Annotated in this window: 20 protein-coding genes; 9 read left to right on the plus strand and 11 right to left on the minus strand. The window is 58.4% G+C overall.

The window, feature by feature from the left end; genetic code table 11:
• The first annotated feature begins 62 nt into the window (after positions 1–62).
• Positions 63–743: a trimeric intracellular cation channel family protein gene (locus C3B54_RS01290; protein WP_245867962.1), complete on the plus strand. Its 681-nt coding sequence runs from the start codon at positions 63–65 to the stop codon at positions 741–743.
• A gap of 24 nt (positions 744–767) precedes the next feature.
• Here the strand turns inward: C3B54_RS01290 and C3B54_RS08730 are convergent, their stop codons facing one another.
• The gene (locus C3B54_RS08730) at positions 768–911 is read right to left on the minus strand and encodes a hypothetical protein (protein WP_158665458.1); all 144 of its coding nucleotides are present in this window, start codon (positions 909–911) and stop codon (positions 768–770) included.
• A 131-nt stretch (positions 912–1,042) separates the two neighbouring features.
• Here C3B54_RS08730 and C3B54_RS01295 point away from each other — a divergent pair, with 131 nt between their 5' ends.
• Positions 1,043–1,399 carry a hypothetical protein gene (locus C3B54_RS01295; protein WP_104912895.1) on the plus strand — a complete coding sequence of 119 codons (357 nt, stop codon included), beginning with the start codon at positions 1,043–1,045 and terminating at the stop codon, positions 1,397–1,399.
• Between the two features lie 12 nt (positions 1,400–1,411).
• A complete protein-coding gene (locus C3B54_RS01300) occupies positions 1,412–1,636 on the plus strand; it encodes a DedA family protein (RefSeq protein ID WP_104912896.1) in 225 nt (74 codons plus the stop codon).
• Positions 1,637–1,649: 13 nt separating this feature from the next.
• On the opposite strand, the gene C3B54_RS01305 is transcribed toward C3B54_RS01300, so the two are convergent.
• The 6 genes from C3B54_RS01305 to C3B54_RS01330 all read right to left on the minus strand — a co-directional run bounded on the left by C3B54_RS01305 (position 1,650) and on the right by C3B54_RS01330 (position 6,746).
• The gene (locus tag C3B54_RS01305; RefSeq protein ID WP_104912897.1) at positions 1,650–2,270 is read right to left on the minus strand and encodes a DNA-3-methyladenine glycosylase family protein; all 621 of its coding nucleotides are present in this window, start codon (positions 2,268–2,270) and stop codon (positions 1,650–1,652) included.
• Positions 2,271–2,273: 3 nt separating this feature from the next.
• Positions 2,274–3,032, minus strand: a complete 759-nt coding sequence (locus C3B54_RS01310; RefSeq protein ID WP_158665459.1) for a tyrosine-protein phosphatase — start codon at positions 3,030–3,032, stop codon at positions 2,274–2,276.
• Positions 3,033–3,130: 98 nt separating this feature from the next.
• Positions 3,131–3,892, minus strand: coding sequence for an ABC transporter permease (locus C3B54_RS01315; protein WP_245867963.1), 762 nt, complete (start codon positions 3,890–3,892; stop codon positions 3,131–3,133).
• A complete protein-coding gene (locus C3B54_RS01320) occupies positions 3,892–5,025 on the minus strand; it encodes an ABC transporter ATP-binding protein (RefSeq protein WP_104912899.1) in 1,134 nt (377 codons plus the stop codon). The genes C3B54_RS01315 and C3B54_RS01320 overlap by 1 nt, the downstream gene beginning before the upstream one ends.
• Complete coding sequence (locus tag C3B54_RS01325; protein ID WP_104912900.1) at positions 5,022–5,678, minus strand: ABC transporter permease; 657 nt, start codon at positions 5,676–5,678, stop codon at positions 5,022–5,024. Before C3B54_RS01325 ends, C3B54_RS01320 begins: the two co-directional genes overlap by 4 nt.
• A 57-nt stretch (positions 5,679–5,735) precedes the next feature.
• On the minus strand, positions 5,736–6,746 hold the full coding sequence (locus C3B54_RS01330) for a glycine betaine ABC transporter substrate-binding protein (protein ID WP_104912901.1): 1,011 nt from the start codon (positions 6,744–6,746) through the stop codon (positions 5,736–5,738).
• A 112-nt stretch (positions 6,747–6,858) separates the two neighbouring features.
• Here C3B54_RS01330 and C3B54_RS01335 point away from each other — a divergent pair, with 112 nt between their 5' ends.
• The 3 genes from C3B54_RS01335 to C3B54_RS01345 are packed head-to-tail and all read left to right on the plus strand — an operon-like array spanning position 6,859 to position 9,020.
• Positions 6,859–7,692 (plus strand): IclR family transcriptional regulator, encoded by an 834-nt coding sequence (locus C3B54_RS01335; protein ID WP_158665460.1) that lies wholly within the window; start codon positions 6,859–6,861, stop codon positions 7,690–7,692.
• 48 nt (positions 7,693–7,740) lie between these two features.
• Positions 7,741–8,730 (plus strand): sodium-dependent bicarbonate transport family permease, encoded by a 990-nt coding sequence (locus C3B54_RS01340; RefSeq protein ID WP_104912903.1) that lies wholly within the window; start codon positions 7,741–7,743, stop codon positions 8,728–8,730.
• On the plus strand, positions 8,721–9,020 hold the full coding sequence (locus C3B54_RS01345) for a P-II family nitrogen regulator (RefSeq protein ID WP_104912904.1): 300 nt from the start codon (positions 8,721–8,723) through the stop codon (positions 9,018–9,020). The genes C3B54_RS01340 and C3B54_RS01345 overlap by 10 nt, the downstream gene beginning before the upstream one ends.
• On the opposite strand, the gene C3B54_RS01350 is transcribed toward C3B54_RS01345, so the two are convergent.
• The 4 genes from C3B54_RS01350 to C3B54_RS01365 are packed head-to-tail and all read right to left on the minus strand — an operon-like array spanning position 9,017 to position 12,974.
• Positions 9,017–10,369: a hypothetical protein gene (locus C3B54_RS01350; protein ID WP_104912905.1), complete on the minus strand. Its 1,353-nt coding sequence runs from the start codon at positions 10,367–10,369 to the stop codon at positions 9,017–9,019. The two genes, C3B54_RS01345 and C3B54_RS01350, sit on opposite strands and share 4 nt — an antisense overlap.
• A gap of 10 nt (positions 10,370–10,379) precedes the next feature.
• Positions 10,380–11,099 carry a gamma-glutamyl-gamma-aminobutyrate hydrolase family protein gene (locus C3B54_RS01355; RefSeq protein WP_104912906.1) on the minus strand — a complete coding sequence of 240 codons (720 nt, stop codon included), beginning with the start codon at positions 11,097–11,099 and terminating at the stop codon, positions 10,380–10,382.
• A 6-nt stretch (positions 11,100–11,105) separates the two neighbouring features.
• Positions 11,106–12,041: a UDP-glucuronic acid decarboxylase family protein gene (locus C3B54_RS01360; protein WP_104912907.1), complete on the minus strand. Its 936-nt coding sequence runs from the start codon at positions 12,039–12,041 to the stop codon at positions 11,106–11,108.
• Between the two features lie 9 nt (positions 12,042–12,050).
• Positions 12,051–12,974: a hypothetical protein gene (locus C3B54_RS01365; protein ID WP_104912908.1), complete on the minus strand. Its 924-nt coding sequence runs from the start codon at positions 12,972–12,974 to the stop codon at positions 12,051–12,053.
• 246 nt (positions 12,975–13,220) lie between these two features.
• Here C3B54_RS01365 and C3B54_RS01370 point away from each other — a divergent pair, with 246 nt between their 5' ends.
• The 3 genes from C3B54_RS01370 (at position 13,221) to pstA (ending at position 16,179) form a co-directional block, all read left to right on the plus strand.
• Positions 13,221–14,219 carry a PstS family phosphate ABC transporter substrate-binding protein gene (locus C3B54_RS01370; RefSeq protein WP_211286300.1) on the plus strand — a complete coding sequence of 333 codons (999 nt, stop codon included), beginning with the start codon at positions 13,221–13,223 and terminating at the stop codon, positions 14,217–14,219.
• 62 nt (positions 14,220–14,281) lie between these two features.
• Positions 14,282–15,238 (plus strand): phosphate ABC transporter permease subunit PstC, encoded by a 957-nt coding sequence (pstC, locus tag C3B54_RS01375; RefSeq protein ID WP_104912909.1) that lies wholly within the window; start codon positions 14,282–14,284, stop codon positions 15,236–15,238.
• A complete protein-coding gene (gene pstA / locus C3B54_RS01380; protein WP_104912910.1) occupies positions 15,238–16,179 on the plus strand; it encodes a phosphate ABC transporter permease PstA in 942 nt (313 codons plus the stop codon). The genes pstC and pstA overlap by 1 nt, the downstream gene beginning before the upstream one ends.
• The last annotated feature ends 21 nt before the right edge of the window (positions 16,180–16,200 follow it).

The following is a 16,200-nucleotide window of genomic DNA, read 5'->3' on the forward strand; positions in this document are numbered from 1 at the left end:
CACTATACCCGTAGGGGTATCAGTGTCACCTGGATTCGGAGGATTCCTGCCACACTGTGAGCGTGGACTTCACCATCAGCGACAGCACCGTTCAAGGTGTGCTTTTCGTGTTTGAAGCGATTGGCGTCGTGGCTTTCGCGCTTTCCGGTGTGGTGGCCGCCGTGCGGGCCAGACTGGACCTTGTCGGGGTGGTCGTCATTGCGTTACTCACCGCCCTCGGTGGTGGGACGATTCGTGATTTACTTCTCGATCGGTCACCGTTTTTTTGGGTGATCCACCAAGAGTATTTGTGGGTGATTATCGGGCTGTCTGTGCTTGGCGCCATGGTGCTGCGATCCCGACATTTCGATCTCACTGAACGGGCCATTCAGTGGCCTGATGCGCTAGGGCTGGGAGTTTTTGCGGCCTCGGGCGCGCAAATCGCCCTCCAGAATGGGTCAAGCCCTCTGATCGCAACCATGATGGGCGTGATCACCGCCTCGGTAGGCGGAATTTTGCGCGACGTACTGCTCAATAAGGTGCCGTGGCTTGTTGCCAGTTACCAGCATTACGCCATCATCGCCTTTGTGGGCGGTTGGTTGGTGTGGGGGCTCAACGAATTGGGCGCGTCACCTGCAGTGTCGGTGGCTATTTCGGCGCTCGTAGCTGCCACGTGGCGCCTGTTGGCGATTGCCTTCAATTGGCAACTGCCTAACTGGCGCCGTGACGACCACACCGGTGCGATTGCGCTGCCACCGCAGTAGCCCGGTGTGGGCTCAGCGTGACACCTAGTTGGGGTTGTTGAGGCCTTTGCGTTCTTCTCGCTCTTGTTCTTCGAGCTCCTCTTGGGGAATTTCTTCCGCGTTCAAGCGAGCTTTTTCTGCTTGACCTTCACGCAGTTCATACTCATTGGTCGGCCGGTTCGTTTTCATGGGGGCCTCCTCTTTCTTGGGTTCCGGACACCTCCGGTAGCCCCAGCGTAGTACTCCTGCTGATAAACGCTTCCAGTCTTTTAGGGCGCTCGCCATGCTTCTGTTCACCTTCGTGGCGTACAACACAGAGTGTGACTGCTTTTGAGGCCGTGGCCTTCGACTTCGCCCAATCGGTCTGGGTCTACCCCATTGTCTTATTGCTCTCGGCGGCCGATGCCTTCACTATTGTCCTGCCCAGCGAAACGGTAGTGGCGGGGTTGGCCAGTACCGCGGTCAGCCTCGGTGCCCCCAGCCTGTGGGGGCTTGCGGCAGCGGCTGCACTGGGTGCCCACCTGGGGGATATTGGCGTGTTTTTTGTTGGCCGTGGGTTAGCAAGGACCCGTTGGCTTCGTGATGGGTCACGGGTGGGTACCGCGCTGCGTTGGACAAGGGCGCGACTGGACACCCAGGGTCCGCTCTACATCATGTCCGCCCGCTACATTCCTTAAGGCCGCATTTTGGTGAACGCTGCTGCAGGCTCCAGCGGCTATCCGGTGTGGCGCTTTGTGGCGCTCTCCGCTGTGGGGTGTGTGGTGTGGGCGGGTGCGTATGTCGGTATTGGCGCCGGTGCAGGATCCTGGTTTGGGGATCAGTGGTGGCTGGCCCTCATCGTTGCCGTGGTGGTGGCTATCCTGCTGGGTTTTGTTGTCGACCGTCTTATTCGGCGACAGGCCAACGGTTCCTGACTCCGGCTGGTTCTTAGTCAGCTGGGGGAATGATTCGGCCCTGGAGTTGATCCGAGTGCTCCCAGAGGTACCAGGCTGCCACCGAACGATAGGGCCTCCAGCGTTCGGCGATTGCCGGGGTCGCCTCGCCAAAGAAGTGCTCCATTGAGCGACGAAGCCCCAAGTCTCCCTGGGACCACACATCGAGTCTGCCAAGACCAAACATCATGAACATTTCCGCCGTCCACGGACCGATCCCTTTCACGGCGGTCAATGTTGAGACGACGGTCTCATCGGGCGCATCGGTCAGCAGGTGGGGGGTAATCGTGTTGTTCAGAAAAGCTTCCGCCAAGCCGTGACTGTAGGCCACCTTGGAGCGAGAAAAACCTAAGGCGCGAAGGTCTTCTTCGCGGGCATCGAGTATTCGCTCAGGAGTGAGTGGACCCACGAGCGCTCGCAGCCTCGCTTCGATGGTGTCGGCTGCACGGACAGAGAGCTGCTGTCCGACAATTGAACACACTAGGACATCGAAATATTTCTCCGGCTCCACCGGTGCAAAGCCCGGTGGGCGGTGGATGCCAATGAGGCCCGCCATGACCTCACAGCGGTCACCGAGGTGGGTGAGAGCCTCAGCGTACGGCGCCTGGGGTGTCATCGCTTAATCTCCATCCACGAGTCGGGCGCGCAGTTGATTAATGGAGTCTTGGCTCAGGCCACGGGCTTTGAGTAGTTCCTCAAGGCCCCCGTGGTCGAGGCGGGCCTTGTCGAGAAATGCGCGCATCGTGTCCTTCTGCGCCCTTAACAGTGCGCCGGCGTGGGGGAGGTTTTGCAGAAAGAATCCATACGGTGCTGCCCGAAGCCGGTCAAAGACTCGCTCCAATTGCGCCTCAGTGGCGTGGTAGTCATTCACGATTTCTTCATCTGGTGCGCCCAACACTGACAACACGGATGCGGCGAAAATTCCGGTTCTGTCCTTTCCTGCCGCACAGTGAAAAACGGTGGCGCCCTCAATGCGGGTCAAGGTCTCAAGCCCGCGGACAATGATTTCTGCCGAATCGAGGGTGACGCTCAGGTACCAGTGGCCCACCGTCTGGGGGCTGAGGGCTGTGTGGCTCACAAGCGCCGCGCCGGTTCCTGATGCCACCGGTTGGAGGGGGTCGTTAACCGGGGAAAGGACAAAAGGCAGGTGGTCGTAGCCGGTGAGGCCCTCTAGCGGCCCGCGACCGGTCATCTGCTGCTCCGGGGCGCCCCTCAAGTCAAAGACGTGCCGGATTCCCTCTTTGTGAAGTGCGCGGGCTCCCGCAGCGTCGATGGTGCTCACATCGTCGGACCGATACAGCTGTTTTTCCCGCAAAGCACCGCTGCGCAACCGGACCTGCGCTAAGTCTCGAATATTGGCTAGCGAGAAAACGCTCACTGTGGTGCTCTTCGACACAGACTGAACCACTGATCCCCATTGCTCCCCACAGCGAGGACTTTATCGGGTGCGCCGTGAGTATTTACTGCAGATAGCGATTAGATGCCCTTGGGCTTTAAGTACTTCTGGGCCAGTGCGCTCAAGAAGTCGAAGACCATGGCCAAGATGGCCACCATGACGGCACCGATGAAGATCGCCGGACCACGGTTGAGCTTTAGACCGGAGTTGATGGTTTCACCGATACCTCCACCACCGACGAGGAAGGCCAAAGCGGCCATACCAATGTTGATGACGATTGCCGTGCGAATACCGGCCATGATGACCGGAACAGCCAAAGGAAGCTCAATCTTTGCGAGTACTTGGAGGCGGGTGTAACCCATTCCTCGACCCGCATCAATGACTGACTTATCCACCTGCTCGAGACCCACGATGGTGTTTCGAAGCACCGGCAGCAGGGAGAACAGTGCGAGGGCGTAGACAACCGTTTCTAAGCCTGTGCCCATGAAGGTGAAGAAGATCACAATCAGGCCGTAGGCGGGGAGTGCTTGGGCGAGCCCCAGAAAGTCGACGAGGAAGTTTTTCAGCCGTGGAAATCCTCGGCGCGACACGATGATGCCAATCGGCACGGCGATCAGCACCACCAGCCCAGAGGAGAGAAAACCCAACACGATGGTCTCTCGAATCTGGCGGGTGATCTTCTCGGGAGCGAGAATTTCCAGAGTGGTCGAGTCGATATCCGAATACAGCCAGACCACTACCGCCATCAGAGCCAGGAGGCTCGCGAAGATGGGCGTGACAATAAGATCCAGCCGCTCGGCAAGCGGAGTCTTTTGGCGTCTGAGTGGCTGCAGGGCAGTCATTAGTTTTTGCTTCCCTGACCGCTCACGATCAAATTCGCGAGGCTTTCAATCGTTGCGCACCCCAAATAGGTGCCTTTGCGGTCGGTTACCGCCGCGAGTCCTGTGGAGGACTGCAGCATCACAGTGAGTGCATCCTGCAGGGTGTCCTCTGGCTGGAGATCAACGGTGATGGGACGACCGCTTTTCTCAATGGGTTGACTGGTCCGGTTTAGCGCAGCCTGGTCGAGCCAGCGAAGCGGCTTATCGTCCTTATCGAGAAGGATTGCCGTGGAATCGTCGGACTCTTGAAGTGTTTCCAGGGCTTTATCCCGCATCACTGGGGCTTTGAGGACAGGAACTTGGTGGAGTTCAAGGTCTTTAATTTTTGCCAGTGTGAGCGATTTCAGGATGGCGCCCGAACCGAGGAAGTTTTCGACAAACTCGTCAGCAGGGTCAGCGAGAATCGCTTCCGGGGTGTCCAGCTGTGCGATTTCGGAGCCTTCGCGCAAGATGGCGATGCGGTTGCCCATTTTGATGGCTTCGTCGATGTCGTGAGTGACAAAGACGATGGTTTTTTTCAAGTCTTGCTGCAGTCGGAGGAATTCGTTTTGGAGACGGTCGCGAGTGATGGGGTCGATGGCACCAAAAGGCTCATCCATCAACAGCACATCGGGGTCGGCCGCCAAGGCGCGGGCCACACCAACACGCTGGGCCTGACCACCGGAGAGCTCTTTGGGGTAGCGCTCGCGGTAGGTCTTCGGGTCCATCGAGACGACTTCGAGGAGTTCATCGACGCGCTCGTCAATTTTCTTCTTATCCCAACCCAGCAACTTGGGCACAGTGGCAATGTTTTCGGCAATAGTGCGATGCGGAAAGAGGCCGACCTGTTGAATGACGTAACCGATCTTTCGGCGCAGCAAGCTCGGGTTAATGCTGGTGACATCCTCACCGTCGAGGAAAAGCTTGCCCGAGCTGGGCTCAATCAGTCGGTTAATCAGTCGCAAGGTGGTCGACTTCCCACAACCGGAGGGCCCTACGAGGACCAACACTTCGCCTCGGAGGACCTCCAAGGTTAGGTTGTTGACTGCAGGCTCTTCGGTGCCACCGTACTGCTTGGTGACGTTTTCCAGCCGAATCAGTACGTCGTCGGTCATCGGATCCCCCTTGAGATCGTTGCGGTTTTGAGGCCTTTCAGCCCGAGGTCAATAACGAAGGCCAACAGCAGGCACAACACTGTGCCCAACCAAATGGACTCTAAAGAGTTGGGTAGTGGCAGTCTGGCGAGACCGCTCTTGATGAAGTCGCCAAGTCCTCCTCCGGCAACCAGTGTGGCGATAGCGGCAATACCGATGGTCAGCATGGTGGCAATCCGAACTCCAGCGAGGATGACCGGCCAAGCGAGAGGAAGTTGAACCCGTAACAGCACTTCTGTGTTCGTGAGCCCCATACCTTTCGCGGCCTCCAACACACTGGGGTCCACTTGCTCAAGGCCGGTGACTGTGTTTCGCAGTACCGGGAGGATTGCGTAGAGGAAGAGAGCGATAAACGAGGGCCAAAAGCCCAGCCCCACGAGGGGGATGAAGATGGTGAACAGCGCGAGCGAGGGAATGGTGAGAAATACCGACCCGACGGCCAAGGACATTTCACGGGCGAACACGTTGTAGCGGGTCAGCACACCAATCGTGATCGAGAAGGCACTCGCCAGGCCCACCACGACAATGACGTAGAGCAGGTGTTCGAACAGTGCCTCTTGCACCTGATCGGTGCGCCCCAGGAAGAACTCCCACAGACTCGCAATGAATTCCATAAATTCCCTCTTCAATGTGATGTGGGAGGGGGTTTCCCCCCTCCCACATGCACTCAATTACTCGGCGATCAGGCCCTCTTGAATGAGGAAGTCCCGCGCTACTGCCTGAGGGTCTTCTCCGTCAACAGAGACGAGACCGTTCAGAGTAGCCATCCGTTCGTTGTCGAGAGGAGCAAGGATGCCCTCCACAATCGAATCGAAGGCTTCAGGAGCCTGGCTGTATACCTCGTCGCGAAGGTTGACCGAGACGTTGTACAAAATGTTCACGCCCGGGTCTTCGACAAGTGTCAGTCCGAGAGCACCGATACGACCATCCGTGGTGTACACCTCACCGAAGTCGCAGTTGTTCGCTGCAGTTTCAGTGTAGATAATTCCGGTGTCGAGGATGAGGCGCTGGGCTTCAGGAATCACAAGGCCGGTGGCCTCTTCCATCAGCACGAGGCCGTCGTCACGGTTCGGGTACTCCGACTCCATGCACACGATCGCGTCAGGAGTATCAATGACATATTCCATCATCGTCTGCAGAGTGAAGGGTTCTCCGCCGTTTGCCTCAGTGGCGTCAGGACTGGAGGTAAACCCGTAGGTGTTGTTAAACGGTGAACGGCCCAACCAGCGGATGCCATTCTCTTCGAGATCCTGAGCTCGCACACCCTCAGTGAGTTCTGCAGGGTCGAAGCTGGGATCTGAGTTGCCCAAGTGGGTAACCCAACCCGTTCCGTTGTATTCCATGTAGGTGTCGATAGCACCGGAGACGAGAGCCTCACGGGCCACGCTGGTTCCACCCAGGTTTACGCGGTCAGTGACGTCCGCACCGGCTGCTTCAAACGCTTCCACGAGCATGTAGCCGAGGACGAGCTGTTCGTCGAAGTCTTTCGATCCGACGGTGATGGACACTCCAGAGAGATCGGTTGCGGGTGCCGCCGATTCTGTGGTCTCTTCGGCGGTGTCGTCTCCAGCTGGAGTCGGGTCTTCAGTTACTTCGCTGTCTCCGCCCGCGGCGCAGCCAGAAAGAACGAGAAGACTCGCGGCCCCGGCGGCCACGATCGCACTCTTATTGAATAACTTCATTCGTTTCGTATGCCTCCTTATGTTGTGCATAGGTCTCCCAACCGTAAGGGCCTGGTTCGCCAGACGTCGAATGCAGTTGTCCATATGTCAACTGACTGTTAACGTGGGGTGGATGTCAACACACACCTCTGGACTCGTTCGAGACCTCGACGTCTTAGAGCTTCTGGGCTCCGAAGAAGTCTTCGAACAGGGTGGCCTCGGCGTCCAAGACATCGCCTCGGAAACCGGTCGCGATAAGGCCCAAATTTCCCGAGTATGCAGGACGCTTTATGAAGTGGGCCTCCTGGTTCGACACCCTGTCACCAAGAAATACGCCCTCGGCCATCGCCTCTACGCCATGGCTCTTCGCACCCGCGAAGCACACCTTGCGGCTCTCGCCCAGCGCACCTTGCTGGAGCTCGTCGTTCAAGCCGAAGAGTCCGCACACCTCACCGTGTTGCGCGGAGGGGGAGTGCTCACTGTCCGCACGGAATTGTCCCAACACACCCTTCGAGACGGCAGCATGAGTGGCGTCACCCTGCCGGCATTGCGCACCGCATCCGGCAGGGCCATCCTCGCCACCTATTCAGACAGCGAACTGACCGCCTGGTGGGAAGAACACGGCATCTGGCGGCCACCCCCAGAAGATGCCCCCAAGCTGCCGCGAGAGACACCCCAGTTGCGCAGGCTGCGGCGCCAGCCGGGAAGTATTCGAAGCCTCACCGGTCTTAAACGTGTGGTGCGCAGGGTGCGAAACGTCGGCTATGCGGTCAGTGTCGGTGAGCTGAACCCGAACATCGTTGACGCCGCAGCGGCCATTGTTGACCCCACAGGAACGGCTGTGGGGGCAATCGCAGTGGGCGCTGTGCGCGAGAGAATTGGCGGCCACTACGAGTTGATGGGTGAAGCCGTCACCACACACGCCAGGCGCATCTCGGAAATCTTGGGTAGCGCGGTGGCGGACTAGTCCAGGGTGCTCTAGTAACCTGGACCAGATCTCACGAGGGGACGACGAGTGGAGACTACAAGTGTCGTCGAGCTGGCGATAGCGAACCTCTTATCCCCGCCAGTGTTGGCTTTTGCCCTCGGGCTACTCGCCGTCGCGATCAAAAGTGACCTGCGTTTGCCAGAACCCGTTTACCAGGCAATCTCCATTTACCTCCTTCTCGGTATTGGAATCAAAGGCGGAGTCGCCCTGCGCGATTCTTCGCTTCAAGAAATTTGGTTACCCATTGTGGTCACCCTGATTTTGGGTGTGCTCATTCCATTAGGTGCCTACGTCGTGTCATCGTGGTTCACCAGACTTGACGCCATCAACCGCGGCGCGCTCGCTGCCCACTACGGGTCCACGTCACTCGTGACGTTTACGGCGGCGCTGGTATTTATCGAATCGTCTGGTCAGTTCGCTGAGGGTTACCTTGTGACACTGCTGGCCATCCTGGAAGTGCCCGGAATTATTGTTGGGCTGCTGCTGGCATCGCGTGCGAGAAAAGGGGGAATTGCGTGGGGGGAGTCCCTGCAAGAAGTCCTCTCCGGTAAGTCGATTGTGCTGTTGGTGGGTGGCCTTGCCATTGGTGCGGCTGCGGGAAGCGTCGGATTTGCCACCATCGAACCCTTCTTTGGCGGGCTATTTACCGGGGTATTGACGCTGTTCTTGCTGGAGCTGGGCATTGTTGCTGGCAGGCGGCTACCGGATGTGAAAAAGACCGGTTGGGGCCTGGTCGCCTTTGGCACACTATTTCCGCTGGTGGCCGGTCTGGCCGGAGTGGCAGGCGGCCTCGCCGCCGGGCTTTCAGTGGGCGGCGCCGCACTACTCGGTGTCCTCTCGGCCTCGTCGTCCTACATCGCGGCCCCCACTGCAGTGCGTCTGGCGTTGCCTGAAGCAAGCCCCGGAATTTATCTCACCGCGAGCCTGGGAATCACTTTCCCGTTCAACCTCATCGCAGGGATCCCCCTGTATTACTGGTATGCAGAAACCTTAGGGGGACTCATCGGATGGAACTGACTTCACGAACAGTAGTGACGATTGTTGCCGAATCGGCTTTAGAGTCCAGACTCATCGGTGACCTACAGACTGCCGGCGTGCCCGGCTATACCGTCACGCCGGCACACGGTGCCGGCGTGCGTGGCCAGCGAGAAGGCGACATTCAGGGTGGCAACATTCGCATCGAAACGGTGTTACCCCACGACACTGCCGTGGCAATCCTCTCGATGCTCCAGGAAAAATACTTCTCCCACTATGCCTGTGTGGCCTGGTTAAGCGAAGCCTCCGTCGTGCGAGGAGAGCACTTCTAAGAGTCGCTGCCCACCTTACGCACGGGCTTGTTGCGCTGGGTGAGGGTCATGTAGATCACCGCAAGTGACAGTGTGATGAGCACCAGAGAGGGCAAGAAGTCCTCAACAAACCATTCACCGTCAGCCTCAGTGATCACCGTGTTGTCTTCTTGCCACTGTGGATCGATGTCGAGTTGAGGGTCGTACACCACCTGGCCCTCAGCGGATACCTCAAAATCAACCTCGCGGGTTAACCCCCTGCCATCTTCGGCAGTTGCTTGAGCGACCAGTGTGTAATCCCCGGCCTCGAGGTTTCCCGGGAGTGGCCTGGTGTCGTAGAAGTAATCCGAATCGGTGATCTCCTCGACCAAGAGTTCTTCGCCGACCGGTTCGAGCACAATGCTTACCGTGGAGCCTTCAGCAAGGTCTGACCCATTGAGGCTCACTTCGGCCCGCTCTAACGGGGTATTTGGACCGGTAACGATGTTCACAAAGAAGTAGGGGTTGCTGCGCAGTGACTCAATCGCCGAGGAGCCGTAACCAAAGCCCATCAGGCCAACCACTGCGGCAAACACAATCGAGAGGACAAACGAGAGCCCCCGTGCACCGCGGGTAATGCGACTGCGGGAGCTGTGCGAGGTGGGCCCCTGGGCGATGGCTCGCTCTCCAAAGATGGTGCCCGCCACAACGCCGGCACCAATCACCAGCTGAATCGCCACCCACACCCACACCTCCAGGGCATTGCCTGTGGCGTCATACACAATGAGGCCGAAAATCAGAGCGACGGCTGTTGCCACGATCGGAATGGCGTAGGACGCTCCGAGGTCGCGTTGGCCGCCGAGCCCAGTACCCCCTTCCTCAATTTCTGCCGAAATGAGGTCTGTTGATTTGGGCAACGTGTCCCTTCGGAACACAAACCCCCACAGCAAAATCGTCACCACTAGGGCGGTGTAGAGCAGGATGGGGCCGTACACGTTGCCAAAGCGGACAGCCAAATCGCCTTGTTGGTCCGACCGGCCAAACCCTTCCAGAAACGCACTGATGGCGAGAATGGCGGCAAGGGCCATCGCAACAATCAAGGCCAGCGTGGCAAACCGGTGAGCCGCTCGTTCCGGGCGAGACTTCGGCCCTTCCTGAACCCTCGCCGAAATAGCCACGCGTTGACCCCACAAAGCTGCCACGCCAAACACGGCAACGGCCACAAAAAACAGGTAGGTCGATGCTGCTACGGCAGGTTGTTGTCCAACGCGGACACCATCATCAAACACGTCGGTAACGAACAGGTCGGTATAAATCGCCAGCATGAATACCGCCCACGACACCAGAGCGGCAATGAGGGGGACCAAGATTGAACGAGACGCGGCTGTCATGCCGGTCAGTCTATGCGCGGTGCAGGGCCGCCTCTACGAGGCTGCGTACCAACCGATCATCGGAGGCATCCTCTTCAGGGTGCCATTGAACGGCCACACAGAATGATTTCTCTGGCCACTCCACTGCTTGGACGATACCGTCGAAACCTCTGGCGGACACCACCAACCCTGGAGCGACGTCATCGATTGCTTGGTGGTGTTGAACGGGGCCGTGAACTTCACGGTCGCCTCCGAGCGCCTTATGGACCACAGTGTTCGACTCGATGGTGATGGGCTCTGTCGTGAAGGACTCTCCGGGCTTTCGATAGCGGTCGTGGCCGAGGACATCCGGCAAGTGTTGGTGCAAAGTCCCACCCAGGTGAACGTTCAGCATCTGCGCGCCCCGGCAAATACCGAGGATCGGAAGGTCTGCCTCGAGTGCTGCATGGAGCAGAGTGTCTTCACTGGCGTCTCGAAGTGCTTCAAAACCTTCGTGGCGCGGGGAGAGTTCCTGGGAGTAGCGGGCCGGGTCAATGTCGGCACCGCCGGTGAGTAGTAAGCCATCGAGTCTGCTGATGATGTCTTTGGCCTGAGACATGCTTAATGGTTGTGGCGGGAGCAATATGGCGGTTCCACCGCTTCTGGTGACCGAATCCACGTATTGGGCGGGCAGCGACGCGAGCTCGCCGTCATAGATGGTCATTGTCCCGTGGGTGCGGTAACAACTCAGGCCAATGACGGGCGCTGCCATGGCGAGTTACTCGGCTAACACGCCGCGGAAGTACTGCACCGTGTGGTCGAGTCCTTCACGCAGCTGCACGCCGGGTTCCCAACCGAGAGCCGAAGTGGCCAAACTGATATCCGGTTTCCGCTGTTTGGGGTCATCTTCTGGCAGAGGCCGGTAGTCAATAGACGACTTACTCCCGGTCACTTCCAGCACAGCCTCAGCGAGTTCATTCATCGTGAACTCGCCCGGGTTGCCCAGATTGACGGGACCGACCAGGTCTTGGTCGTTATCCATCAAACGCACAAACCCATCGACCAAGTCCGAGACGTAACAAAAGGACCTCGTCTGTGAACCGTCACCATAAATAGTGAGTGGTTCGCCGCGCAGGGCCTGCAGGACAAAGTTGCTCACCACACGACCATCGTCGGGCGCCATCCGCGGACCATACGTATTGAATATGCGGGCAACCCTGATGGCCAGGCCGTGTTGGCGGTGGTAGTCAAAAAAGAGTGTCTCCGCGGCCCTTTTGCCTTCGTCGTAGCAGGCGCGGGGGCCAATCGGGTTGACCTTGCCCCAATACGACTCGGGCTGTGGGTGGACTTCGGGGTCGCCGTAGACCTCCGATGTGGAGGCCTGAAAGATGCGCACACCTAAACGTTTCGCCAAACCCAGCATGTTGATTGCGCCCAAGACACTGGTCTTTGTCGTTTGGACGGGATCTCGTTGGTAGTGAATGGGCGAGGCGGGCGAGGCCAGGTTATAAATGGCGTCTACCTCTAAATAGAGGGGGAAGGTCACGTCGTGGCGAATGACTTCAAAGTTTTGTTGGTTGTGCAGGTGCCAGATGTTTTTCTTACTGCCGGTGAAAAAGTTGTCCGCGACAATCACTTCGTGACCGTCGGCCAACAGCCGATCGGAAAGGTGGGAACCGAGGAAACCGGCTCCGCCGGTGACGAGGATGCGCATCCCCACATGCTAGGCGATAGTGACTCTACGGCTGCTCTCCACAAACCAGCCGGTGGCAGAGACCAACACCACCCCGACCGACACGAGGGCAGCCACTTCGAGTGGCCTGCCCAGTAGTGCAGCATCAGCCTCAGTAGCTAAGGACGCTTCCTGGCGGTCGATCCACCACGTGGCGACCAACACGGGAACAACGGTGACCAGAGGGGTCACCGCACCGATGGTGACCCAGGCAATATCTTTTCGGTTGGAAAACCACACCCCCACACCAATGAGGCCGATAGCTAGCAGCGCCAGCCACGGGTCGGCTGCGGCAGCCAGTTGGTAACTGCGTTGCCACATCTCGGGTGGTTCCACGGTAAACAACGGGAGCGACACTTGGGGAATAGGGAGGCGCTCTACACCGGGAAAGCCGGACTGGGCAATATCGTCTCGCACCAGTTCCAAGAAGGGCTGCAGGGGCAGATCGATGGCAATATCCCCGCCTTGTGTGACGGCCTCCCTAAAGGACCGGTGAGAGTCACCCACAGCAGTTCGCCAACTGGACGCAAAAACTTCACTGGCCACAATGTCACTTGCAGTGGTTTCCACCTGAGCAGTCAGTCGGTCAATCAGAGGTTGGATGAGCCCTTCGGCGCTGTCTTGAAGTGTGTCGGGGAGGGCACTAGACACACCGGCGGACTCTAAAAGGAGCGATACAACAGCCTCCGAGGTGAACGCTTCGGTGAGCGGTTGGAGTGCTTGGTCTACAAGCTGTTGTTGGATCGCAGGCTGTTCAATGAGGGGCTCAAGGGCGTCGGCAACATATTCGGTGTTATCGACCAGCTCGGTGGCGCTGTGCGCGCCGAGCGCGAGGGGCGCGCACAGGAGGCCCAATGCGATAGCGATGGCAGCGCTGCGCGATTGCCATGGGGAAATGCGGGAAGAAACGGCCATGGCCTCATTGTCTCAAGCTGGCGGTCACCGCGCAGTTGTTTACCGTCTGTTCACCTTGAAAAATCAGAATAGTGAGGTGCTGACCCAATCAGAAGGTTGTTCCCCCTCCCTGGTTTGTGCGGCAAGACCCCCGGAGAGTTTGCTTTCCGTTCACCACCTGACCACTGGACGTCTACGTACGGCTCTCACAATTGGGCACGAGCAGAAACCCCTGCTCACTCTCAATCCAAGAGGAGAAGTATCACTGTGAAAAAGCACCTGATCGCTCCGGTCGCCGCGTTGTCGGCCGGGCTTTTGCTGCTCTCCGCGTGTGCGACCGAGGCGGAAGAGCCGGCTCCGGCTGCTACCGAAGCCGCCGAGGAAACCACCGAAGAAACCACTGAAGCAGCCCCTGAACTTTCCGGCACCGTGTTGTTGGACGGTTCCAGCACTGTTGGTCCTTTCGCTGAAGTAGCCGCTGAGCTGTTCAACGAGGAGACTGGCGTGAACGTCACCGTCGGTATCTCCGGTACCGGTGGAGGCTTCGAAAAGTTCTGCAACGGTGAAACCGATGGCTCCAACGCCTCGCGTGGAATCAAGGACGAAGAAAAGGCGCTCTGTGAAGAGAACGGCATCGAGTTTGGCCAGATCACCGTTGCCAACGACGCCCTGTCGGTAGTTGTCAACCAGGACAACCCGCTCCAGTGCATCACCACGGAGCAGCTCTCCGCTATGTGGAACGCTGACTCGACCGTTGCCACCTGGGGCGAAGTTGACGGTCTCGACGCAGGCGACCTCGCCGGCGAAGAACTCGTTCTCTACGGCCCCGGAACTGACTCCGGCACCTTCGACTTCTTCACCGAAGAAATCAACGGTGAATCGGGCAACATCCGCACCGACTACAACAACATCGGTGAAGACGACAACCAGGCTGTTCAGGGTGTCTCTGGTGGTACGGGGGCGATGGCATTCATCCCCTATTCCTTCTACCAGGAGAACCTCGACCAGGTGAAGGGTCTTGCCATTGATTCCGGTGACGGATGTGTGGAGCCCACTGTTGAGAACCTTCTCGCCGGTGAGTACACCCCGCTCGGCCGTGGCCTGTACATGTTCCCGGCTTCGTCCGCTCTCGAGCGCCCCGAGGTGCTCGCGTTCTACGAGTACGTCATCAACAACAACGATGAGATTGCAAGCCTTGCTGGTCTGGTCGCATTGACCGACGACCAGAAAGCTGAGCAGCTCGACGTTGTTGCGAACCTCGGCTAGAACACCGCAAGAAAAAGTCACTGTATCGGGATGATGGAGAGATTGGTTAGGTTCTTCTAGACATGTCTTCATCAACAGTGCAGTCGGCCTGGAGCGGGTCGTCACAGCGACGCTCGCTCCAGGCCGAATCTCCCCGCTACGGTGAGAAGCTCATTATTGGGATTCTCTTCCTCACCGCGGCAGTGTCTGTCGCAGTGACGACCGCCATCGTCATCTCACTCTTCCAACCACTACCCGGCTTCTTTCAAAAGATTTCGATCGTTGAGTTCTTCACCGAAACGGAATGGTCGCCCGGTTACTCTGACCCGAAGTACGGAGTGTGGCCGATTGTGGTCGGAACGTTCATCGTGGTCATTACTGCTTTGACGGTCGCGATTCCCCTGGGTCTCCTCTCCGCGATCTACTTGTCCGAGTACGCACCGGAGCGGGTGCGTAAAACCATCAAGCCCATGCTAGAAGTGCTCGAAGGTATCCCCACGGTCGCCACCGGCCTCTTCGCTTTTTTCTGGTTACGTCCCTTTTTGGAATACCTCACGCCTTGGCTTCCTTGGTCGGGTTTGTTTTCTACCGGTGTCGCGGGCTTCGCAGTAGGTCTCATCATCATTCCCCTGATCGCCTCTGTCGCTGATGACGCCATGCGCTCGGTACCCCGCTCACTGCGTGAAGGCGCCTACGCCTTAGGTGCGAGCAAAATGCGTGTGGCACTAAAGGTCGTGGTGCCGGCAGCTATTTCGGGCATTATTGCGGCGTTCGTACTGGGTGCCTCTAGGGCTGTGGGTGAAACCATGGTCGTGCTGTTGGTCGCGGGTGCGGGATCCCCCACCCTTGCGTTTAACCCGTTTGAGGGTATTCAAACCATGACCGCCTACATCGCGAGCCGCGCAACGGGTGAGATCGCGGTGGGTTCGGTTGTGTACGACACCATTTTCGCGGTCGGAGCCCTACTGTTTCTCATCACGTTGGTGTTCAACATCATCGCCATTCGTTTCGTCGAGAAGTTCCGGGAGGTGTACGAATAATGTCCACCTCAACACCGAAAGCATCGCTTCGCTCCGGCGCGGCAATGGCGGGTGCTCGTGCAACGGTCGCCAGCCAGTTCCAGGCGAAAGACACGTGGGCTGAAGTCGGCCGGGCCCTGTTTGTCGGTGTGATGATTGTGGCCCTATCGGTCGCCATTGTGGCCATCTTTGCCATCTTGGCCTGGGCGTTTGTCGAAGGCCGTACCCGTATTGACCTGGACCTGATTATGAACGGTCCGTCCACTGCGCGCCGTGCCACCGCGGGTTACAGCGTCGCCATTGTGGGAACCCTGCAAATCATCGCCGGTGTGATTGCGTTGATTGTTCCACTCGGCACGGGCGCTGCGATTTATTTGGAGCAATTCGCTGACCGTTCAAAGTGGTACAACCGTCTGATTGAGCTGAACATTCAAAACCTCGCCGGTGTCCCCTCAATCGTGTTTGGAATCCTGGGGCTCGCATTCTTTGTGCGGGGGCCTTTTAGTTGGGGTCTGGTGGCCGCCGCAGGGTCGGCCACCATTGCCCTTCTGGTGCTTCCCACCGTGATTCTGGCTTCCAGAGAAGCCATCCGCGCGGTGCCGTCATCAATCCTTGAAGGCTCGCTGGCGTTGGGCGTGACCCGTTGGCAGGCGGTGCGCAAGCAGGTCCTCCCCGCAGCATTCCCCGGCATTCTGACCGGGATCATTTTGGCCATCTCCCGAGCAATCGGTGAAGCAGCACCGTTGCTTCTGGTCGGTGCGCTGACCTTCGTGACCTTCTACCCGAGCTTCTTCGAGGGGGGCTTTTCGGCCCTCCCCGTCTTGATCTACAACTACGCAGGTCGCGCCCAAGAAGAGTTCCAGATTCTTGCGGCAGCGGGAGTGTTGTTGATGTTGGTGATTTTGTTGGCTATCAACTCGGTGGCCATCTGGCTTCGTGCCCGATACGAGAGGACGTGGTAGCAGTGTCGATGGCTGCAGCAG

Origin of the sequence: Pontimonas salivibrio (assembly GCF_002950575.1) — a bacterium.
Taxonomy (GTDB): Bacteria; Actinomycetota; Actinomycetes; order Actinomycetales; family Microbacteriaceae; genus Pontimonas; species Pontimonas salivibrio.